15 protein-coding genes, 1 tRNA gene and 2 pseudogenes are annotated in these 22,577 nt (G+C 59.9%); 9 read left to right on the forward strand and 9 right to left on the reverse strand.

The genetic code is table 11. The features are described from left to right. Positions 1-18: 18 nt before the first annotated feature. From E2K80_RS11120 to E2K80_RS11140, 5 genes are all read right to left on the reverse strand, one after another. A complete protein-coding gene (locus E2K80_RS11120) occupies positions 19-2,313 on the reverse strand; it encodes a glycosyl hydrolase family 28-related protein (RefSeq protein WP_135375071.1) in 2,295 nt (764 codons plus the stop codon). Positions 2,314-2,491: 178 nt separating this feature from the next. After that, entirely contained in the window at positions 2,492-2,905 is a 414-nt protein-coding gene (locus E2K80_RS11125; RefSeq protein WP_135375072.1) for a DUF4864 domain-containing protein, read from the reverse strand. 343 nt (positions 2,906-3,248) lie between these two features. After that, on the reverse strand, positions 3,249-5,147 hold the full coding sequence (locus E2K80_RS11130) for a propionyl-CoA synthetase (RefSeq protein ID WP_135376583.1): 1,899 nt from the start codon (positions 5,145-5,147) through the stop codon (positions 3,249-3,251). A 126-nt stretch (positions 5,148-5,273) separates the two neighbouring features. Beyond that, the gene (locus E2K80_RS11135) at positions 5,274-7,553 is read right to left on the reverse strand and encodes an NADP-dependent malic enzyme (RefSeq protein WP_135375073.1); all 2,280 of its coding nucleotides are present in this window, start codon (positions 7,551-7,553) and stop codon (positions 5,274-5,276) included. A 176-nt stretch (positions 7,554-7,729) separates the two neighbouring features. Continuing rightward, positions 7,730-8,497 carry an NAD kinase gene (locus E2K80_RS11140; protein WP_135375074.1) on the reverse strand — a complete coding sequence of 256 codons (768 nt, stop codon included), beginning with the start codon at positions 8,495-8,497 and terminating at the stop codon, positions 7,730-7,732. A gap of 171 nt (positions 8,498-8,668) precedes the next feature. Between E2K80_RS11140 and glyA the strand changes: the two genes are divergently transcribed. Continuing rightward, positions 8,669-9,988, forward strand: coding sequence for a serine hydroxymethyltransferase (gene glyA, locus E2K80_RS11145; RefSeq protein ID WP_274379212.1), 1,320 nt, complete (start codon positions 8,669-8,671; stop codon positions 9,986-9,988). Here glyA and E2K80_RS11150 read toward each other — a convergent pair. Further along, positions 9,985-10,793 (reverse strand): annotated as a pseudogene (locus E2K80_RS11150) (IS5 family transposase). The gene glyA and the pseudogene E2K80_RS11150 overlap by 4 nt on opposite strands. Positions 10,794-11,028: 235 nt before the next feature. Between E2K80_RS11150 and E2K80_RS11155 the strand changes: the two are divergent. Further along, the gene (locus tag E2K80_RS11155; protein ID WP_135375076.1) at positions 11,029-12,066 is read left to right on the forward strand and encodes a fatty acid desaturase; all 1,038 of its coding nucleotides are present in this window, start codon (positions 11,029-11,031) and stop codon (positions 12,064-12,066) included. A 396-nt stretch (positions 12,067-12,462) separates the two neighbouring features. Here the strand turns inward: E2K80_RS11155 and E2K80_RS11160 are convergent, their stop codons facing one another. After that, positions 12,463-13,047: a TetR/AcrR family transcriptional regulator gene (locus tag E2K80_RS11160; protein WP_135375077.1), complete on the reverse strand. Its 585-nt coding sequence runs from the start codon at positions 13,045-13,047 to the stop codon at positions 12,463-12,465. Between E2K80_RS11160 and E2K80_RS11165 the strand changes: the two genes are divergently transcribed. From E2K80_RS11165 to E2K80_RS11195, 7 genes and pseudogenes are all read left to right on the forward strand, one after another. Beyond that, a complete protein-coding gene (locus tag E2K80_RS11165) occupies positions 13,048-13,374 on the forward strand; it encodes a hypothetical protein (protein WP_238475501.1) in 327 nt (108 codons plus the stop codon). 84 nt (positions 13,375-13,458) lie between these two features. Then, a complete protein-coding gene (locus E2K80_RS11170) occupies positions 13,459-14,745 on the forward strand; it encodes a homoserine dehydrogenase (RefSeq protein WP_135375078.1) in 1,287 nt (428 codons plus the stop codon). A gap of 205 nt (positions 14,746-14,950) precedes the next feature. After that, entirely contained in the window at positions 14,951-15,916 is a 966-nt protein-coding gene (gene glpX, locus E2K80_RS11175) for a class II fructose-bisphosphatase (protein ID WP_135375079.1), read from the forward strand. Between the two features lie 372 nt (positions 15,917-16,288). Further along, positions 16,289-18,033, forward strand: a pseudogene (recJ, locus tag E2K80_RS11180) (single-stranded-DNA-specific exonuclease RecJ). A gap of 178 nt (positions 18,034-18,211) precedes the next feature. Further along, positions 18,212-18,286 (forward strand) — tRNA-Glu (locus tag E2K80_RS11185). Positions 18,287-18,813: 527 nt separating this feature from the next. After that, positions 18,814-19,779, forward strand: a complete 966-nt coding sequence (locus E2K80_RS11190) for a mannonate dehydratase (RefSeq protein ID WP_135375080.1) — start codon at positions 18,814-18,816, stop codon at positions 19,777-19,779. Between the two features lie 26 nt (positions 19,780-19,805). After that, positions 19,806-20,549, forward strand: coding sequence for a ribonuclease activity regulator RraA (locus E2K80_RS11195; protein ID WP_135375081.1), 744 nt, complete (start codon positions 19,806-19,808; stop codon positions 20,547-20,549). A gap of 434 nt (positions 20,550-20,983) precedes the next feature. Here E2K80_RS11195 and E2K80_RS11200 read toward each other — a convergent pair whose 3' ends face one another. Both E2K80_RS11200 and E2K80_RS11205 read right to left on the reverse strand, forming a co-directional pair. Next, positions 20,984-22,003, reverse strand: a complete 1,020-nt coding sequence (locus tag E2K80_RS11200; protein ID WP_135375082.1) for a LacI family DNA-binding transcriptional regulator — start codon at positions 22,001-22,003, stop codon at positions 20,984-20,986. After that, positions 21,996-22,538 carry a glycoside hydrolase family 2 protein gene (locus E2K80_RS11205; protein ID WP_135375083.1) on the reverse strand — a complete coding sequence of 181 codons (543 nt, stop codon included), beginning with the start codon at positions 22,536-22,538 and terminating at the stop codon, positions 21,996-21,998. The genes E2K80_RS11200 and E2K80_RS11205 overlap by 8 nt, the downstream gene beginning before the upstream one ends. Positions 22,539-22,577 lie beyond the last annotated feature (39 nt).

Here is a 22,577-nt window from a genome sequence, read left to right on the forward strand (position 1 = left end):
CCGGAAACGCGCCCCCCGTCAGGGCGTATCGCAGCGGGCCGTCATCTGCACCGACCCTTTCACCGGCTGTGACCAGTTCAACCGGATCGACCCTTGCCCGACACCGTGCCGTGTGGTGGCATAGGGCATGGTGTAGATCGCCACATTCGAGCTTGACCGCACGGCCCCCTCCGGCACGGCCGATGTCACCACCCGCGCCTCGGTGTCAAAGGGCAGCCAGTCGCGCAAATCCTGCTCCCACACCTGGGCGGCGGTGTTTTCGGTCATCTTCACGGTGATCGGGTTCTGCGCCTTATGCTGAACCCCGTGAAACGTGTTGCCCTGCATCAGAAACTCCGATGTCCGGCTGCCGTCCAGCGTTGCCACGCTGTCATCCACGCCATCGACCCGATCCAGCGCCTGACCATTTATCTGCTTGAACACATTGTCATTGATCGTCAGACCATTGATGTAATGATCCGGTCCCATGGGTTTGATCACGATGAAGCGGGTCCAGGGCGCGGCGCCGCTTGACATGAAGATATTGCCGTTGATCGTCAGCCCCCCAAAGCTGAACTCGCCATCCAGTTCGGGATGGGCATCATGTTCATTCACCCATTCCACGAAATTATTGTCGATGTAATTCCCGGTGATGGTTGTTTTCGCATTGGTCTTGGTCAGAATGATGCCCGCGCTGCGCAACCCGTCGGTTTCCGTATCCCCCTGAAAATAATGGTTGCCGAGGATGATATTGCCGGTCCCGCTCAACACCGCGAAATGCTTGAATCGCACCGCGCGATTGTCACGGATCTTGGGGTCATTGCGGTTGACGTTCATCGCGATGGTCACCCGGTCCTGTACCCGGATAGCCTGTTCATTCGACAGGAATTGACAGCGATCAACCTGCAACCCCTGACAGCCACTGTCAGCCGACGTGATGCCCCGGTCTTTTGGCTTGGTGAAAAAGCAATCGCTGAACTGCAAGGTCAGACCATTGATCGGCAGCATCACCGCGCTGGACCGGCCGGAACACAGGAACTCCACATTGCTGATCACAAAGCGCTGCAGATTCTGGAAGCCGATAAAATCCAGCAGGTATTTGAACCGCCGGAACGTATAGGTCTGGCTTTGCGGCGGCACCCCAAGCGAATGCGACAGAAAAACCTTGCCGGCAGCGACGTTCTTGCCTGACACATACACCTCACGCCCCACACCCTGTGGCGCCGTGACCAGTGATCCGATCTCGATATTGGCCACATCGGCCACATCCGACAACTCGGACGGGTTGCTGACAACCCAGGTGCCGGTAGAACTCTGCACATCGTCATCCCAGCTGCTGCTGTCGGCAGCGCTGATCTGGCCATTTCTGATCAGCCGCCGGTTGGCATAGCTGGTCTTGTTATCGACCACGGCCTGCACATCAATCGGTTCGGACAGCAGAACCCGCCGCCCGACCAGGTCAAATGCCTCATGATCGGACTGGTTGAACAATGTCTGAAGGCCCTTCTTGAGCCCGATCACATCATCGCCAAACGCGTCGGAATAGGCGTCGAGGTCGAAATTCCTTGTCAGGGCCAGACGATCCGTATCATCCATGATCAACCGGCCCTCGAAACGTACCGGGCTGTTCATCGTCAGATTGTCGGCGATGCGATATTCCCCCTCCGAGACCAGAACCTCGCGCCCGTCAGCCGCCGCATCCGCCGCCTGAAACGCCGCGTGATCATCGGTGGAACCATCCCCGACCGCCCCGAAATCCTTCACATCAACCCAATCCATCAGCTTGCGGTAAAAGACATGGGTTACATCTTCGATCCGAATGCTCTCCACCCGGACCGTGCCGCCATTCGGACCGGTCAGATCCAGACCAAAATGACCGTAGCTGGCGGTTTCGCCCCAGGGCATGTCAACGCCGCCGCGATCGCCGATACCGACAATCGCCGACACCGTGACCACCTCACCATAGCTTGTCAGGGTGGTTGACGGGCCGGTCTGCGGCACGCCTGCAACATTGGTATGTGCGGCATTGCCCGCCCAGGCCCCGATCCGCACATCCGGCAGATTGCCCGACACCGCCTTGATCCGCGCAGAAATGCGCAGATACATCCCCGGCAGCATCGGGGTTTCGCCCATATATCGCAGTGTTGTGACACTGTCGGCTTTCAGAATTTCCAGGGTGGTTCCGAAATCCTGATCTGCGGGGACAAGGGCGGCATTGGGGTCGGTTGCATATGTGTCGGTGCCCGGTGTGCCATCCTCACGTGACCAGACCCCAAGCCCGTCGCCAAACGCCGGTGGCATCAGTACCAGCCCGTCGGTGATCACCTTGTTCATATCAAAACCCTTTCCTGCACGTCACACGCACACGCCTTTGGCCCCGCAGGGCCAGGGGCCCTGAAAGGCAACCTCAATTGTTCAAATGTTCGGAGAGACCAGCCATCACAGAGGGCCGGATATACATGTCAGAGGTAGCGCAGAAAGGTTAAGGCGGGTTTAACGGCAGAAAGGCCGGTCAGGCCCCGACCTGCGGGGCCTGTAACAACCGGACCCCGTTGATCTGCCATCCCGCCCCGGTCTCGATCATCTGGTAGCCCAGAACATGCACCACGCCCTGCCGATCGGTCACCTGCACCCGCTGCACGATCAGCCCGCCAAGGGTCTGCAGATCAAGATAGTCGATCTGCCCGGGCCGCCAGACCATGGGATAGCCGTCGCGCACCATCCGCCCGAACCGCTCCGGCGTCTGAAACAGGCTTTGGATATTCGGGCTGGCATAGGCCCATGCCCCGTCCAGATCATCGGCCAGAAACGCCTCGAACTGGTTCTGGATGGTGCGTTCAATGGCCGGATCGGGCGGCAATACCTCTTGTGCAAAGGCCCATGCCGCCGCCCAGATCATCGTCAGTGTCAGACATATCCGCCGCATTGCGTATCCTTTCCGCAAACTCATCCCATGCAGGAAACGATAGATCGCCGCAGCCCCCGGTCAATGAAAAGCACCTATAGTATCCGTCTTGATCAAGGAAGTTTGGGGACCATTTTCGACCTTTTTTGACAAGCATGTTAGGTGTTTAGTCCCACTATAAAGCGGCCCTCGTGACCAAGCCTATGACGATCCGGTCACCGCCGGAGCAAACCGGAAAAATTATAAAATAAGCGGTTCGAGTTAAACATGAATCACTTATTCGCTGCCTCTCCCTCCGGTCGAACGCGAAACGTGATGACATAGGCGCCAAGTCCAAGAGACCCCTGCAACCATGGGTATTCTGTCACGCCTGTCCCTGCGGATAGCCGATGGATGTCAGCGCTTCTGCAATCTCATCCAGAATGACAGGGTCGTCGATGGTTGCGGGCATCTTGAAATCCTCACCATCGGCGATCTTCACCATCGTGCCGCGCAATATCTTGCCGGATCTTGTTTTGGGCAGCCGGTCCACCACCAGGGCCAGTTTGAAGGCTGCAACCGGTCCGATCTTCTGACGCACCAGTTTCACGGATTCGGAGATCACCTCCTCGGGCGTTGCGGCACTGCCGGAATTGAGACACAGAAACCCCAGCGGCAACTGGCCTTTCAGTGTATCGCCCACCCCGATCACCGCGCATTCCGCAACCTCGGGATGGCTGGCCAGCACCTCTTCCATCGCACCGGTTGACAGGCGATGGCCCGCGACATTGATCACATCATCGGTACGCGCCATGATATAGAGATATCCGTCCTCGTCCTTATAACCCGCATCGCCGGTTTCATAATATCCGGGGAAATGCTCCAGATAGCTTTTCAGATAGCGCGCTTCGGCCTTCCAGAGGGTTGGAAAAGTGCCCGGCGGCAGCGGCAGTTTGACCGCAATCGCGCCCAGATCGCCCGGCGCCATCTCATGCCCGCCCTCATCCAGAATCTGCACGTCATATCCCGGCATCGGCACGGCGGGAGAGCCGATTTTCACCGGCAGATGTTCGATCCCGATCGGGTTGCCCGCAATCGCCCAGCCGGTTTCAGTCTGCCACCAATGGTCAATCACCGCCACACCCAGCTTGTCGATCGCCCATTCAATCGTATCCGGGTCGGCCCGTTCGCCCGCAAGAAACAGGCTTTCAAGGCTTTTCAGGTTGTAATCCCCCACCAGCGCCCCGCCCGGATCATCGCGTTTGATGGCTCGGAAGGCCGTGGGCGCCGTGAACAGGCATTTCACCTTGTGATCCTGAATAACCCGCCAGAACGTGCCCGCATCGGGCGTGCCCACCGGTTTGCCCTCGAACACGATGGTGGAGCAGCCGAAGATCAGCGGCGCGTAACAGATATAGGAATGGCCCACAACCCAGCCGACATCGGAGGCCGCCCAGAACACCTCGCCCGGGTTCATGTCATAGAGATTGCGCATCGACCAGTTCAGCGCCACCAGATGCCCGGCGGTGTGGCGCACCACGCCTTTGGGTTGCCCGGTCGTGCCGCTGGTATAGAGAATATAGGCCGGGTGGTTGCCTTCCACCGGAATGCAGGCGGCAGGTTCCACCCCGTATTGAAACGCATGCCAGGCCACATCGCGCCCCTCTTCCAGATGGGCAACCTGTTGCTCGCGCTGAAAGATCACGCAGAATTCCGGCTGATGCGTGGACAGTTCCAGCGCCCCGTCCAGCAGCGGCTTATACTGCACCACGCGCCCCGGCTCGATCCCGCAGGAGGCCGCGATGATGCATTTCGGCGTGCAATCGTCGATCCGCACCGCCAGCTCATTGGAGGCGAACCCGCCAAAGACCACGCAATGGATCGCCCCCAGACGGGCACAGGCCAGCATCGCCTCCACCGCTTCGGGGACCATCGGCATATAGATGATCACCCGGTCGCCCTTGGTCACCCCCTTGGCGGCCAGCGCCCCGGCCAGACTGGCCACGCGCTCCTGCAATTCCGCATAGGTAATCTCATGTTTGGTATGGGTGACCGGGCTGTCATGAATGATGGCGATACGCCCGCCATGGCCTGCCTCCACATGGCGGTCCACCGCGTTCCAGCAGGTGTTGACCAGACCATCGGCATACCATTCGTAAAGCGGCGCATTTTCCTCAAACAGCGCCTTGGAAGGGGGGTGATCCCAGTCGATCGTCTCGGCGGCTGCCATCCAGAACCGGTTCGGATCGGCCTGCGACTGCTTATAGATCTCCGAATATCCCATCATACTCCCTCCCTTAACCTGGTCTGTCTCATAGCCGGGATAGCAGGACCCCCGCAAAGCGACAGGGCGTCACTGGCAGCGGTAACACCGCCCCGCCGGACCCGCGATATGAAACCTGACCTGCGCTCAACCATAAAGCCCAACCGGGGTTCCGGCCAGCGCACTCATATTCAACAGGCCCCGCGCGGTGATCGCGGGCGTCACGATATGGGCACGGTTGCCCATCCCCATCAGAACCGGGCCAACCTCCAGCCCGTTGGCTTTCATTTTCAGGATGTTGCGGGCCGCACCTGCGGCATCGGTGTTGGAAAAGACCAGCGCATTCGCCGCCCCCTCCATCTGCGAATTGGGGAAAATCCGGGCCCGCAACTCAGGGTCCAGCGCGCTGTCGATATGCATCTCGCCCTCATAGGGGAAATCAGGGGCCCGGTCATTCAGAAGGATCATCGCGTCGCGCATCCGCCGGCCGCTATCGCTGTCGAGATTGCCGAATTGCGAACCTGAACAGAGCGCCACTTTCGGATCCACACCAAACCGCCGCACATGCCGGGCGGTGGAGACCACCGTCTCGGCAATCTGTTCCGGTGTCGGCTGCGCATGGACATGGGTGTCGGCGATGAATAACGGCCCATCTTCCAGCACCATCAGGCTCAGCGCACCGGCCGGATGCAACGCAGGCGTGCCCAGCAATTGCTGCACATAATTCAGATGCCACAGATATTGCCCGAACGTGCCGCAGATCAGGCTGTCGGCCTCTTCACGATAGACCATGACCGCGCCGATTGCTGTGGTATTCGTGCGCATGATCGCGCGGGCCAGATCAGGCGTTACCCCGCGCCGCTGCATCACCTCGTGATAGGTTGTCCAGTAATCGCGGTAGCGCGGGTCGTTTTCCGGGTTCACCAGTACGAAATCGCGCATCGGGCGAATGTCGAGACCGGCGCGTTCCGCCCGCGCCTCAACCACTTCGGGGCGGCCGATCAGGATCGGCTTGTCCGTTGTGTCCTCCAGCATCGCCTGGGCCGCGCGCAGCACCCGTTCATCTTCGCCTTCGCAGAACACAATGCGCCGGGTTGTGGTGGCAGCGGCCTCGAAAACCGGGCGCATGATCAGGGCGGATTTGAACACGGACTGGTTCAGTTTCGCCTTGTAAACCTCCAGATCCTCCAGCGGGCGGGTTGCCACGCCACTGTCCATCGCCGCCTTGGCCACGGCACCGGCGACCACACCCATCAGCCTTGGGTCAAAAGGTTTCGGGATCAGATAATCGCGCCCGAAGGTCAGTTGCTCGCCGCGATAGATCGCGGCGGCCTCGGCGCTGGTCGTGACCCGCGCCATGGCGGCGATCCCGTCGATACAGGCCAGTTGCATCGCGTCGTTGATTTCCGTTGCGCCCACATCCAGCGCGCCCCGAAAGATGAAGGGGAAACACAGCACATTGTTGACCTGATTGGGGAAATCGCTGCGCCCCGTGGCCATCACCGCGTCGGGGGCAACCTCGCGCACCAGATCGGGCAGGATTTCCGGCGTCGGGTTGGCCAGGGCAAAGATGATCGGTTCGTCCGCCATTTTCCTGACCATATCCTGGCTCAGAACACCGGGACCGGACAGGCCAAGAAACAGATCCGCATCGGTGATCACATCATCCAGCGTTGCCGGTGTCTGGCCTTGCGCATATTCCGCCTTTTGCGGCGTCATCTGCGTGTCACGGCCCTCATAGATCAGCCCGTCAATATCGCAGAGCCAGACGTTTTCGCGCTTTACCCCCAGTTTCAGCAGCATGTTCAGACAGGCAATGCCCGCCGCACCGCCACCGGTCGAGACAACCTTGATATCCGCAAATGCCTTGCCCACCACTTTGAGCGCATTGGTGGCCGCCGCCCCCACCACAATCGCGGTGCCGTGCTGATCATCATGGAAGACGGGGATATTCATCCGCTCCTGACACAATCGTTCAACGATAAAACAATCCGGTGCCTTGATATCCTCCAGATTGATCGCGCCAAAGCTCGGCTCCAGCGCGCAGACGATATCGGCCAGCTTTTCCGGGTCGCTTTCATCCAGCTCGATATCGAAACAGTCGATATCGGCGAATTTCTTGAACAGAACCGCCTTGCCTTCCATCACCGGTTTGGAGGCCAGCGCCCCGATATTGCCCAGCCCCAGCACCGCCGATCCGTTCGAGACAACCGCCACCAGATTGCCCCGCGCAGTGTAACGTGCTGCATCTGATGGGGTCTTCTTGATCTCAAGACAGGCCTCGGCCACGCCGGGGGAATAGGCCCGGCTGAGATCGCGGCCATTTGCCAGGGGTTTTGTCGCCCGGATTTCCAGTTTCCCGGGTTTCGGATATTCGTGATATGACAGCGCCGCCGCGCGCAGGCTGTCCGGTTTGTCCTCACTCATGGCACTTCCCCTTCGGACTGAATAATTGCGCGCTCAACACCGCGCGGCAACCGGGTCAGACTGCCGCCCAATAAAGCGTTTCGACTTACTGTTGAAACGCCTTTCGCTGCCTTCCGCCTTCGGTTCAAACGCGAAAGCAATTGTCTCTGCATCAGTGTAAAGCCGAAACGCATTCGTCACTCAAACTGCTCGCTGATCAACCGTTCCTCCAGCCCGTGACCCGGATCGAACAACATCCGATGCGCCACCTCAGGCTCTGACCTGATCTCGACCGACACCACATTGGCGACCGAGCGGCTGTCTGCATCGGCCATCACCGGGCGTTTATCCGGGTCGGTCACCTCGATTTTCACCACCGCGCGGTTCGGCACCAACGCCCCCCGCCAGCGCCGTGGCCGAAACGCCGCAACCGCCGTGATCGCCAGCGCGTCAGACCCGATCGGCAGGATCGGCCCGTGGGCGGAATAATTATAGGCCGTCGATCCCGCCGGTGTGCAGACCAGCGCACCATCGCAGACCAGATCCTCCATCCGCAGGATGCCATCGACCCAGATCCGCAATTGTGCGGCCTGCGGCCCCGCGCGCAACAGGCTCACCTCATTGATGGCCAGCGCTTCGGTCACCTGCCCGTCCCGGGCCACTGCGCGCATATGCAACGGGTTGATCACGGTTTCCTCGGCGGCTTCCAAACGCTGGATCAGCCCCTCTTCCCCGTAATCATTCATCAAAAACCCGACAGTGCCCCGGTTCATGCCGTAAACTGGCATCGCCAGCGCCTGGGTCGCATGCAGCGTGCCCAGCATGAACCCGTCACCGCCCAGCGCCACGATCACATCCGCATCCCGGGGGTCATGTTGCCCGTAAAGTGCCGACAGCCGCGCCATCGCATCCTGGGCGATGGGCACATCACTGGCAACAAAGGCAATATTACGCGCAGCGGGCATCTAAATCCTCTTTTTCAGAACCGGACCCAAGTCTTTGCCCGCGCCGCCCTGAAATACAATGGGTTTGCGCACTTAAGGCCATGTCGACGCGTTCAAACAGCCCTCAAAACGCGGATTGAGACATAATCGCCCTTTCCCGGCATGCTGTGTTGCCCTAAACCAGCGCCAGATTTGCACCCTGCCAGGAGCCATGGCCATGAATGCCCCCATCGCGATGACGGATTTTTCACCGAAGATCTTGCCAGCCGGGACACGGAGATTTTTGCCGCGATCCGCTCGGAACTGGGTCGCCAGCGTGACGAGATCGAGTTGATTGCCTCGGAAAACATCGTCTCCGCCGCCGTGCTGGAGGCACAGGGCTCGGTACTGACCAACAAATACGCCGAGGGCTATCCGGGTCGGCGGTATTATGGTGGTTGCCAATATGTGGACATTGCCGAAAACCTCGCGATTGACCGCGCAAAACAGCTTTTTGACTGCGGTTTCGCCAATGTGCAGCCCAATTCCGGCAGCCAGATGAACCAGGCGGTGTTTCTGGCGCTTTTGCAGCCGGGCGACACATTCATGGGGCTTGACCTCAATTCCGGTGGGCACCTGACCCATGGCAGCCCGGTCAATATGTCGGGCAAATGGTTCAATGTGGTCAGTTATGGTGTGCGCCAGCAGGATCAATTGCTTGATCTTGATGACATCCGCGCCAAAGCGCTGGAACACAAGCCGAAACTGATCCTGGCCGGCGGCACCGCCTACAGCAGGGTCTGGGACTGGGCCGCGTTCCGCGCCATTGCCGATGAGGTGGGCGCGTATCTGATGGTCGATATGGCCCATATCGCAGGTCTGGTGGCCGGTGGCGTGCATCCTTCGCCCCTGCCCCATGCCCATGTGGTGACCACCACCACCCATAAAAGCCTGCGCGGGCCAAGGGGCGGTCTGATCCTGACCAATGACGAGGGGATCGCCAAGAAGGTCAATTCTGCGGTCTTCCCCGGCCTTCAGGGCGGCCCGCTTATGCATGCGATTGCCGCCAAGGCCGTGGCCTTTGGCGAAGCCCTGCGCCCCGAGTTCAAAAACTATGCCGCACAAGTGGTGAAAAATGCCCAGGCCATGGGCGATGCGTTGATGTCGGGCGGGATTGATGTCGTCTCGGGCGGGACCGACAACCATCTGGTCCTGGCCGATCTGCGGCCCAAAGGCGTGACCGGCAAGGCCGCCGAGGCCGCGCTTGGCCGCGCATATATCACCTGCAACAAGAACGGCGTGCCCTTCGACCCGGAAAAACCGTTTGTGACCTCGGGCATTCGTCTGGGCTCCCCGGCCGGGACGACACGCGGCTTCGGCGACCCGGAATTCCGCCAGATCGCAGGTTGGATCGTGGATGTTGTGGATGGGCTTGCCGCATATGGCGCCGAAGGCAATGCAGAAATCGAAACCCGCATTCGCGACGAGGTTCTGGCCCTTTGCGCCCGCTTCCCGATCTATCCGAACATCTAGGCAGCGGACTCATAAAACTGGCACCATAGCCTGACGGATGCGAGTTTGATCATCGCCAAGAAGTTGGCAGATGTCTTTTCGTATCGGGTGGCTATACGGCGGAAGGAAGCTTTGAGGCGGCCAAAGAACCGCTCGATCTTGTTGCGCTCGCGATAGATATCGACGTCGAACTCGGCGGGCAGTTTGCGGTTGGATTTGGACGGGATGACGTCGATGGCGCCCTGTTCCCAGATCATCTTGCGGATCCAATCCGCGTCATATGCCTTGTCAGCCAGAACGTATTGGCCAGGTTGCAGCCCGTCCAAAAGCTGTTCGCATGGGGGTGCATCGTGGGCTTGGCCCGGCGTCAGTTCATAGCGGATCGGCAACCCGTCCTGATTGGTAAGTGCATGTATTTTCGTGGTTAACCCACCCCGCGACCGGCCCATGCAACGACGCGGGTCGTTTTTTTGAGCGTCGCTGCAGAATGGTGAACCCGAACCGATGTGCCATCCACCATCACGGTGTCGATATTGTGCGCATCGGCGACCGCCTCCATTACCCGATCCCAAATGCCCGCATAAGTCCATCGGTTGAAACGGTTGTAGATCGTTGTGTAGGGGCCGTATTGATCGGGCAAATCGCGCCACGGGATGCCTGTGCGCAAGACATAGAAGATGCCATTGATCACACGCCGATCATCGACACGCTTAACCCCTCGGCTGTTATTTGGGAGCACTGCTTTGATGAACTCCCACTCCAAATCGCTCAAATCTGACCGCGCCATTCCACTGCTCCGCATATTGTCTTGCGGGAAATGAATCATAACAGGCTGGAAACGTGAAGCTCTTTGTAAGTACGCTGCCTAGAGTGTACGTCTCAACGTGAGAAACCGGATGTCTTGGCTTCCCTCTTCGGCAAAACCATGCCGAAGAGATTTTATCGCTGATTTACCTGCTTTGCCCGGGGCTTGCCCTTGTCGGCATCCAATGGCAATTTAAGGCGGCGATAGCCAAATATTTCCCCCTGTCCGGTTTTAACGGCCCAGAGACGTATACATTATGACTGCATCGCCCCTACAGATCACACCCGCCTATCGGCGCGAGGCGGAACGCGAGATTCGCGCCTTTACCCGGGGCTGGACAGACCGGGATGACCGTATTGCCCTGGCCAGCTATCTTGGCACATTCGCGGCCTATTTCCTGACCCTGGCCCTTGCGGTTCTGTCCTGGCCCAATCCGCTGCTGGTGATCCCGCTGGTTCTGCTCAACGCTTTTGCCGGCGTGCGTCTTTACGTGCTGCAACATGATTGCGGGCATGCCTCGTTATTTGCCAAGAAACATCACAATGACCTTGCGGGCCACGGGCTTTCGGTCTTCACGCTGACGCCCTATCGGGTGATGCAGTTCAATCACAACGCACATCATTCCCATCTGGGCAATCTGGATGAACGTGATACGACCGAGATTTTCACCATGACGCTGGCCGAATGGCAGGATGCCCCGGCTTTGAAACGTCTGTGGTACCGGCTGTACCGCAACCCGTTCATTATGATCCCGATTGGCGGATTGTTCACCTATGTGCTGGCGTATCGCTGGCCCAAGAATTCCACCCGAACCGGCGCGGCCATGGTTCTGGCCCATAATCTGGGCCTTGCTGCCTGGGTCGGGATGATCTGGCTGCTGGCGGGCCTGCCCGGGCTGATCATCTATGGCGGCACCGTTTTCGTCGCGGGCTGCATCGGCGTGTTTCTGGTCTATCTGCAGCATAATTTCGAAGACACCTACTGGGACCGCAAGCCCGAGCTGAACCCGGCGCGCGCTGCCCTTCAGGGATCTTCCGCGCTGGACCTGGGCTGGTGGTGGGATCTGGCAGTGGCCAATATCACCTATCACGACATCCACCATTTCAACGCCAATATCCCCAGCTACAGATTGCGCAAATGCCATCGGGCCCTGCGCGAAAAATACGATGTGCAGACGATCCGCTGGCCCGAGGCGATCCGCAGTTTCACCCTGAAACTCTGGGATGAACAGGCCGAGCGGCTGGTGCCCTATCCCAAACGCGCTACCCGATCGAACCTTACCCCGGCGGAATAACTGCCGGGATCAGGCCCCGGACTTTCTTCTTGTCTGAAATACGCCCGCCGGAGGCATCCGGCCTGACCGGGTATTTCACCGGCTAAAGCGTTTCGGATAAGCCTTGAATCGAAAAAAGCTGCCTCTCGCCTTTGGCTCGAACGCGTTTTCGATACCGTTTGTTTCAGGTTAAAGCCGAAAAGCTATAATCTATAGATTCGGACTGGAATTCCGCACCACTCTCCCGCCCGGCGGCACCGCCGGGCAGCGCCCGAACCGCCCCCACGGGGCGGGCGCTTCTCGCCCACCCCTCGGTTCGGGCGATGCCCTCTGCGCAATCCATAAGCGTTGCAGAATTATGGTCTGGCACTCTATCGAATGAAAGCGCCTCATCCTCACGCCCGACAGCGCCCGGCCCTATTCCAGCGCCACCGCTTTGCGCACCATATCCCAATAGATGCCTTCCACCGCCCCCCGGTCCAGCCGTCCGCCCTCTCGGAACCAGGTTGTGACCCCATTCAGCATCGCGATGATGGCCAGCGTTGCCAGTTTGGTATCGGGCACCGCGAAATCCCCTGCCGCCACACCGCGTTTCAGAATGCTCTCCAGTTGATCCTCATAGATTTTCCGCAAGCCTTCGATCACCCTGAAATTCTCCGGTTCCAGATTGCGCAATTCCATATAGGCGATGAAGACCAGATCGGACCGGTCCAGATGAAACCGGATATGATGGCGGGTAAACGCCTCCAGCGCCGCGGTGGCACAGCCATCCGGCACCTGCCAGTCGGCCAGCAATTCCACCAGATGCGCCCGCATCAGATCGAACAGAAGCGTCTGTTTGTCCGGCGTGTAGAGGTAAAGCGCGCCCGCCTGCACGCCCACCTCACTGGCGATCCGGCGCATGGAGACGGCCGCGAACCCGTGCCGCGCGAACAGCGCCAGCGCCGCCTGCCGCACTTTCGGGCCGGTTATATCCGCATGTGAGCCCTGTTTGCGCGCCATATGCACACAGTATCTGAACATCTGTTCAGTTCAACCCGCATGCTGGACGCCCTGCGGCACTTGCGCTACCCATGCCCCATGCGCCGGTTTCTTGCCCTGCCCTTTCTTCTTGCCGCCTGCGGCAGCGCCCTGCCCGATCTGGACGCCCCGCTCAGCGATACGGCACGCGATGCAAGCTATCCTGAGCTTGTGCCCCTCGGCCCGCTTCTGGCCGGGACAGATACGCTTTTGCCCCGCGATGCGGAGGAAGAAGGCCGCAATCTGGAAGCCCGTGCCGCCAGTTTGCGATGGCGCGCCGACAGATTGCGGCGAATGCCCCTGACATAGCCTGCCTGCCGCGTTGCGCGGGCCCGCGATAGAAGCTAACAGGGGCGCCGAACCCAGTCTCGTGCTTTCCGAAGGAGCCAGCTTATGACGGAGACCCTGCGCCTTGGCATCGCCGGGCTTGGAACCGTGGGCGCCGGTGTGGTGAAAATCCTCCGCCGCGAGGCCGGGCTTTTGACCGCGCGTACAGGCAAAAAGCTTGAGATCACGGCGGTTTCCGCCCGGTCCCGCGACAAGGATCGCGGCGTGCCTCTGTCCGGCTACGCGTGGGAGACAGACCCCGTCGCCCTTGCCAGCCGCGATGATGTGGATGTGTTTGTGGAACTGATGGGCGGCAGCGACGGACCTGCCAAAGCCGCGACCGAGGCCGCGATTGCCGCGGGCAAGGATGTGGTGACCGCCAATAAGGCGCTTCTGGCGCTTCATGGTCAACCCCTTGCCTGTGCTGCGGAGGCCGGAGGGACCGTGCTGCGCTATGAGGCCGCCGTCGCAGGCGGCATCCCGGTGATCAAGGCGCTGACCGAAGGGCTGGCCGGGAACCGGATCACCCGTGTGATGGGTGTGATGAACGGCACCTGCAACTATATTCTGACCCGGATGGAGGCAACCCGGCAGGGGTATAATGCCCTGTTCGAGGAATGCGGACGGCTTGGCTATCTGGAGGCAGATCCGACCCTTGATGTGGGCGGTATTGATGCGGGCCATAAACTGGCGCTTCTGGCCTCCATCGCCTTTGGCACCCAGGTGGATTTCGGCGCGGTCGCACTTCAGGGCATCCAGTCGATCACCCTTCAGGATATCGACCGCGCGGCCGATATGGGCTATAAAATCAAACTGTTGGGCGTAGCCCAGATGACCGGTCGGGGGCTGGAACAGCGGATGACGCCCTGCCTTGTGCCTGTCGGCTCCCCCCTGGGTCAGCTGGATGGCGGCACCAATATGGTGATCCTGGAAGGCGACAGTGTCGGCCAGATCGTCCTGCGGGGTGCAGGTGCGGGCGAAGGCCCCACCGCCAGCGCGGTTCTGTCGGATATCTGCGATATCGCCCGGGGCATCCGCCTGCCCACTTTCGGCCAGCCCGCCGCCGGTCTGGAGGCCGCCCCGCCCGCCTCTGCCGCCTCGCCCGCGCCCTATTACCTGCGCCTGACCCTGAAGGACAAACCCGGCGCGCTGGCCAAGGTGGCCACGGCTCTCGGCGATAACGGCATCTCGATCGACCGGATGCGCCAATACAAACACGACGATCAGGATGTGCCGGTTCTGATCGTCACCCATGTGACCGCACGCCCGTCTCTTGACGCGGCCCTGGCCGCCCTGCCCGCCACCGGTGTGGTCACAGGCCTGCCCGTCGCGCTGCGGATCGAAGACGTCTGACCGGCCACAGGGTCACACAAGGCCACACCGGCCCACAGGGCGCGGCAGACGCGCGGGCCTGAATCACGGGCCTGAATAACACGGGCCTGCAACAACACGGGCCTGCAACAAACCGACCCGTTGCCCCACACCCATCCTTGCCCCTCTGGCCCTGCATCGCTACCACGGGGGTTAATACATTTACCGCTGCCCCGGAAGGTCCGCCATGAACGCGCCAAAAGATTTCAACGACCGCATGCTGTCCCTCGGGCTTGCCCGGGTGTCTGAAGCCGCCGCCATGGCCTCGGCCCGGCTGATCGGCCATGGCGACGAAAAAGCCGCCGATCAGGCCGCTGTGAATGCCATGCGCGAACAATTGAACAAGCTGGATATTCAGGGTGTCGTGGTGATCGGCGAAGGTGAACGCGACGAGGCGCCGATGCTTTATATCGGTGAAGAGGTCGGCAATGGGAAGGGCCCGGCGGTGGATATCGCGCTGGACCCGCTGGAAGGCACAACCCTGACCGCCAAGGATATGCCGAACGCCCTGACGGTCATCGCCATGGGGCCGCGCGGGTCGATGCTGCACGCGCCTGACGTCTATATGGACAAGCTGGCCATCGGCCCCGGCTATCGCCCGGGCGTGGTAACGCTGGATATGTCCCCCGCCGAACGGGTCAGTGCGCTGGCCGCCGCCAAGGGATGTTCCACCGGGAACATCACCGTCTGCGTGCTGGAACGCCCGCGCCACGAGACGATGATCGAGGAATTGCGCAGCACCGGCTGTGCGATCCGTCTGATCACGGATGGCGATGTGGCCGGTGTGATCCATTGCGCCGAGGCCGGGATAACCGGCATCGACATGTATATGGGCGAAGGCGGTGCCCCCGAGGGCGTGCTGGCCGCCGCAGCCCTGAAATGCATGGGCGGGCAGATGTTCGGAAAATTGCTGTTCCGCAACGAGGATGAAGCGGGCCGCGCCAGACAGGCCGGGATCACCAATCTTGACCGGGTCTATACCCGCGATGACATGGTCACCCAGGATGTGATTTTTGCTGCCACCGGTGTCACCGACGGCTCGATTGTGCCGGGGATCAAACGCGAGGTGGGCTATCTGACAGCCGAGACCATCCTGATGCGCTCCAAAACCGGGTCGGTCCGGCGGATGAGCTATCGCAATCCGACACGCTGAGGGAATGACAGCCGAACAAATCCATCAGAGCGTCATTTCACACCTGCTTGTGGCATTTGCCCGGGCTCTGGACCTAAAGCATCGTCCATTTAACCTGCAACGCATATGCATTGCGCAGAGGGCAGCGTCTGAGCCGAGGGGTGGGCGAGAAGCGTCCGCCCCGTGGGGGCGGCTCAGACGCTGCCCGGCGGTGCCGCCGGGTGGGAACATGGTGTGGTGTGGTGCGGAATTTCAGGCCAAAGCTATAAACCACCCTGCCTTAAACTTGAATCACAAATACCCTGCCACGCTTCGCGTTCCCGGGACATTTGTGATGAGCGATGTCTCAGATTTAAGGCAGCCTGCTGTAGCCACCCTGCTGGCCCAAACTCCATGACCGCGTTTCTGGAGGTCGAGACATCCCTGACCGGGCGCCGCTGGATCGGCCCCGATACCGAGCAGGACCGCCTGGCCGAGGCGCTGCGCCAGCGCGCGGACCTGCCCCGGCGCTGGCCCAGGTTCTGGCCCGGCGCGGCGTTGCGCCGGAAGAGGCAAACAGCTTTCTGGCCCCCGCCCTGCGCGATATGCTGCCGGACCCGATGAGCCTGCGCGATATGGCCCCCGCAGCGGAGCGGCTTCTGACCGCTCTGGAAAAACAGGAGAAAATCGCGGTTTTTGCCGATTACGACGTGGATGGCGGCGCCTCTGCCGCGCTGCTGCTCGACTGGCTGCGTCAAAGCGGGCAGGATGCCACGCTTTATGTGCCCGACCGGATCGAGGAAGGCTATGGCCCGAACGAGGCCGCCATGGCCGATCTGGCAGAACATCATGACCTGATCATCTGCGTCGATTGCGGCACGCTCAGCCATGGGCCGATTGCGGCGGCACAGGCGGCGGATGTGGTGGTGCTGGACCATCACCTTGCCAATGCGGACCTGCCCGATTGTGTGGCCGTGGTGAACCCGAACCGGCAGGATGAAACCGGCGATCTGGGCCATCTTTGCGCCGCCGCCGTGGTCTTTCTGCTGCTGGTGGAACTGAACCGACGCCAGCGGGTGGCAGGGATCACCGGGCCGGACCTGATGGCGATGCTGGATCTGGTTGCGCTGGCCACGGTGGCCGATGTCGCGCAGCTGACCGGCGTCAACCGGGCCTTCGTGCGGCAGGGCCTGACGGTGATGGCCCGCCGCACGCGCCCGGGGCTTGTGGCCCTGGCCGATGTCGCCCGGCTGGACCGCGCAGCAGGCGCATACCATCTGGGCTTTGTCTTTGGCCCGCGGGTCAATGCCGGGGGGCGCATCGGCCAGGCCGATCTGGGGGCAAGACTGCTGTCCAGCCGGGACCCGTCAGAGGCCGATGCGCTGGCCAGACGTCTGGAGGATCTGAACACCGATCGCCGCGAGATCGAGGCGCAGGTCCGCGATGCCGCCCTCGCCCAGGCCGAAGACCGGGGGCTGGACGGGCCGCTGGTCTGGGCCGCCGCCGATGGCTGGCATCCCGGCGTTGTCGGCATCGTCGCCAGCCGCCTGAAAGACGCCACCAACCGCCCCGCTGTGGTGATCGGGTTTGACGGCGATGAGGGCAAAGGGTCGGGCCGGTCGGTCTCGGGCGTCGATCTCGGGGCCTCGGTGCAACGGCTGGTGACCGAAGGCCTGCTGAGCCGGGGCGGCGGCCATAGAATGGCCGCAGGCCTCAGCGTCAGCCGGGAGCAGTTGGAAGACGCCATGGCGCGCCTGTCAGAGCTTCTGGGCAAACAGGGCGCGGCAGATGCCGGCCCCGCCGATCTGCGCCTGGACGGGCTGCTGATGCCCGCAGGCGCCACAGTGGAACTGATCGAAAAACTGGAAACCGCCGGCCCGTTCGGCGCCGGCGCCCCTGCCCCCCGTTTCGTGTTTCCCGCCATGCGCATCGCCTTCACCAAACCGGTGGGTGACGGGCATCTGAAACTCAGCTTCACCGATGGCGGCCCGGTCACGCTTGACGCGATCTGCTTCAACGCGATGCAATCCGGGCTTGGCCCCGCCCTGCAGGACCATAACGGGCGGCAGGTGCATCTGGCCGGCCGGGTCGAGATCAACCATTGGCAAGGCCGGCAGCGGGTGCAATTGCGGCTGGAAGATGCAGCCTGGGCTGATTGAATTCCTGTCTTTCCGGGTCAAACCCGTGCCGGTTTCGCGGTTTGCCCCTTTCGCCCGACCCGGAAGATCCATCCTTTCCTGTAACCGGCAGAACCCACGAAATTTTCGCATGTAGCAAAGCAAAGAATCCCCTTGCGCGAACGCGGCGCTTTGCCTAGAAACCGCCCACGCCAAACGTGGCCCGTTCGTCTATCGGTTAGGACGCCAGGTTTTCAACCTGGAAAGAGGGGTTCGATTCCCCTACGGGCTGCCATTTCCCAGAAATTTTTCGTGTTGTCAGACGCTTATGGGGCCGAATTGTCCCACCGCTCTGTTTGAGTTCAGAAAGTAGGGCACTGCTTGCCTCATCGCGCCGTTTCGCAAGCTTCTGAAGCGCGCTTATTCTTCGGCTTTTGCCTGAGATTGAGCTGAAACGACTTCCCTTCATCGTCTGTCTCCCTATAGCATGCTGCCTTAAACCTAAGACATCGTGCATCACAAATGTCCCGGGAACGCGAAGCGTGGCAGGGCATTTGTGAGTCAAGTTTCAGGCAGGGTGCTTTAGGGTCAGGACCCCTCAAATCAAGGACAGTTCAGGGGAGCACGTCAAGACAATAGCTTGACCCTGCGTTTGGAATTCATAACAAGTTTCCGAATATAGAATGCTACAGCAGGCTGCCTTAAATCTGAGACATCGCTCATCACAAATGTCCCGAGAACGCGAAGCGTGGCAGGGTATTTGTGATTCAAGTTTAAGGCAGGGTGCTTTATTGACTCAAATATGAAACGAAGTTGTTCCCTATGAAAATCGCGATGTGTCTTGAACCAGAGGTAAGCCCCAAATGGCACTACGCCTTGCAAATGGGCGTTACTGAGGCCGTAGCGATCAGCGATGCAGGCATTGCGCTATGGGACATGGGAACGTTGGCGCGTTACAAAAAGCTCTACACAGATTTTGGCTTTCAGGTGTCCACGTTCGAAGGATGGCTGGACCTGAACGACATCAAAACGGGGGGGCCGCTGGCCGCGCTGCAAACCGGGCGTTTCATCCAGACAATCCGCAATTTCGCGGCACAGGGGATCGAGGTCTATTGTTACAACTGGATGGCCAATATTGGCTGGAAACGAACACAGGTGGACGCGGTGACGCGCGGCGGGGCTTTGACCACGATCTATGACCACCGGGTTTCCGAAGCCTCCCCCGAGGCCAAACTGCCCCCGGAAGTTCGCGCGGTGGATTTGTGGAGCACACTGGAACGCTTTTTGGACCAGGTCCTGCCGATCTGTGAGGCCGAGGGGGTCAAGCTGGCCATGCACCCCGACGACCCGCCACTCGAACGCATATTCGATGTCGAACGGATCATGGGCAGCATGGAGGCCTTTGAACGTTTGCTGGCCCTGTCTCCAAGCCCATCAAACGGCATCACGATGTGCCAAGGCAATTTCGCGGCCATGAACGCGGACGTGCCTGCGGCGATCCGCCAATTGGGGCGCGATGGTCGCATCCATTTTGCCCATTTCCGCGACATCGAAGGCGATGCATATCACATTGAAGAACGCTTCCACGACGACGGCAAAACCGACATGCGCGCCTCCATGCAAGCCTATCATGACATTGGCTTTGCCGGGGCAATACGACCAGATCATGCCCCTGTGATGTATGGAGAAGAGAACACAAAGCCCGGCTATCAGGGATTGGGTCGCATCTTTGCCGTCGGCTACATGAAGGGGCTGATCGAGGGAATGACGCCAACGTCGAACCCCTAAACGACTACTGATAATGGACCACTGAGATGAAAATCCCCACAATCTCCCGCCCCTCCAAAGATCTGGTCGAGGGTCTTGCCAAGGTCGGTGCTGCCACCCTGTCCGGGTCGTTGTTCCACATGGGTGTGCGCAACAGCCATATCCGTGGGCCCGTGGCGATGAATACCGGTCGCACGATGGCAGGCCCATTGCTGACGTTGCAGTACCTGCCCAAGCGCGAGGATCTGCACACACGCGGCGAGTACGACGATGTCGAGGATCAATTGCACCGTCATGTCCTGTATCAGGTCGAAGAAGGCGATGTTGTTATCGTGGATGCACGCGGAAACATGAATTCGGGCATCTTCGGTGACATGATGCTGACCTATCTGGAGGGCCGCGGCGGTGCGGGCATCGTTGTGGATGGTTGCATTCGGGACAGCCGCAATGCGCGCAAGCGTGACCTGGGCATCTGGGTGCGCGGGTCCACGCCCAATTTCGACACACAGACCGAATTGGTCGCAGCCGCCGTCAACGTGCCCATTGGATGTGGCGGCGTGTACGTGGTCCCCGGTGACATCGTGGTTGCCGATGACGATGGCGCAGTCTTGGTGCCGATCGCGATGGCCGAGGCGGCACTGGACCACGCCAGCGCCCATGATGAGTGGGAAGAGTTTTCGCGCCTGCGCCTGTCGCAAGGCGGTGATCTTCGCAAGTATTATCCGTTGTCAGAGGGTGCTCAGCCAGAATACCAGGCATGGCGCGCAGAAAAAGATACGTCTGTGAGGTGACAACCCGACCGGTCAGCGGCTTAACGGTTGAGCATGAAACGTTTGCCGCCTTGCGGGCACTGCCGGGAATTTCTAGAGCGAAATCGTTTTACAGCATGCTGCTTTAAACCTGAGACATCGCGCATCACAAATGTCCCGGGAACGCGAAGCGTGGCAGGGTATTTGTGATTCAAGTTTAAGGCAGGGTGCTTTAATCTGCACCATCGCTCATCGGAATTCGCGTTCGAGATCAGCAACTTGCTGACCCGGAGGCAGAGAATCTTGATTCAGATTAAACGATTTCTGCTCTAAGGCACATTTCGGCAAAACTTGAATACCGAGGTCATCCTGGCGCCCGACATGACCGCGACTTTGTCCGAACTGTTCCCGAAGCATACTTGGCCCAACCCGCTCAGTCTCGCATAACTCCCGCGCTCAGAAGGTTCGTGCATGCCTCACACAACCTGACCACGCTTATAGGTCATGAGCGTCATCGGTTCTGTTCTCTGGGTCAAGTGGGTCGGTTTGCCATCAAGATTGGCCAATAAGGCGTCCGCAAGACACCAGCCGGCATCGACGCGCGGATAGTGACTGGCATGTAGGTCTATGCCCAGATATTGGCCAATATTCGAACTTGTTACACTTGCAAGACGGACACTTCTGTTTCCAGTTTGACCGTGGGCCTGCGTCGCATTGTGTGCACCCAGCAGCGTCGGTTGGTTCAAACAATTGACGGCGTCTGCGCCGTGATCCTTGATGAGCGCCTGCGTCGCCGCATAGGCGCTTGGCGCATCCAGATCAATCTGCACGACCAAATCAGCATTGAAATCAATCCCGTGATCGGACAACGCCTTGCGATATCCGGCACGCCGTTGAACGACGTATTGAAAGGTCGGGTCCCCTTCCAGCAAACTGATACGTCGGCAGCCAGCATCGATCATGGCGCATGTTGTGTCATAGGCCGCCCGTTCATTGTCGAGGTCGAAATACGGATGCTCGCTACAGCGGTTGTCCCGCCCAAAGGTCACGAAAGGGATATTGCTATCGAGCAGGAAATCGACACGCTCATCGTCACATTTGATCTGATCAAGAATAAACCCGTCTGCTGCACGACCAGACACGACCCGCTTGAGTTGATCTATCGCCTTATCACCATAGAAAACAGGCGCCGCGCGCACTGAATAATCCGTGTGTTGAAGACGCCTATGGATGCCCTGCAACAAACCAATTGCACCCGCATCGCCGACGTCATCGCTGCTGGGCATCCCCAAATGCGCCATCAGAACAAAAGAGTTTCCGGTGCGCAGCTTAACCCCGTCAAGATTGCGCACATACCCCAGCTCATCCGCTGTTGCGCGCACCAATGCGACGGTTTCCGCCCCTATTCCCTCACCATTCTTAAGAGACTTGGCAACGGTCGAGACGGAGACATTCAAGTGGGCAGCTATCGACTTTAGTGTAACTGATTTATTCATGGCGCGTGTTATTCAGACACTGGATATATGCGGGCTGATCCGTACTGGGCTGCCCGTCGTTCAAGAGAGTCTTAGGCGCATCAGGAAGCAAAAGAAATCCACTATCTGAGAAAACCAGGTCGCCATCGAGATCAGCGGAAACAATAGATACCGGCACGTCTGTCGAAAGCTCAAGGGCAACCGCATCACCTTGCTTTACCCAATTCTGTTTGATCATTGCCGAGGGCAAATCACAAGCCTTGTCATGCTTTGAGAAACAGGTGTTTTCACCGACATATTCTTTCTCAATATCCGGCCATTGCAGATGCAGAAACTCATCTGCACCGAGTGTATCAGCGCCAATCCGTGCGATTTCGGTGGCCTGTAGATAGGGCAAAACAACCGACTGGGTCTCAAGCGTACGGCCACCGCCATGGGTATTTTGCACGGCAAGCGTAAGGCCATGGCTGCCGAGATTTTCCCCATGATCCGAGAGCGAGAGGAAGAGCACGATAATATTCTCCTTCAGCCCGTTCGCCTCAAACGCATCCAACATACACCCTGCTGCGACAGGAATTTCTCAACCTCGGCCACG

Origin of the sequence: Rhodophyticola sp. CCM32 (genome assembly GCF_004751985.1) — a bacterium.
Lineage (GTDB): Bacteria > Pseudomonadota > Alphaproteobacteria > Rhodobacterales > Rhodobacteraceae > Rhodophyticola.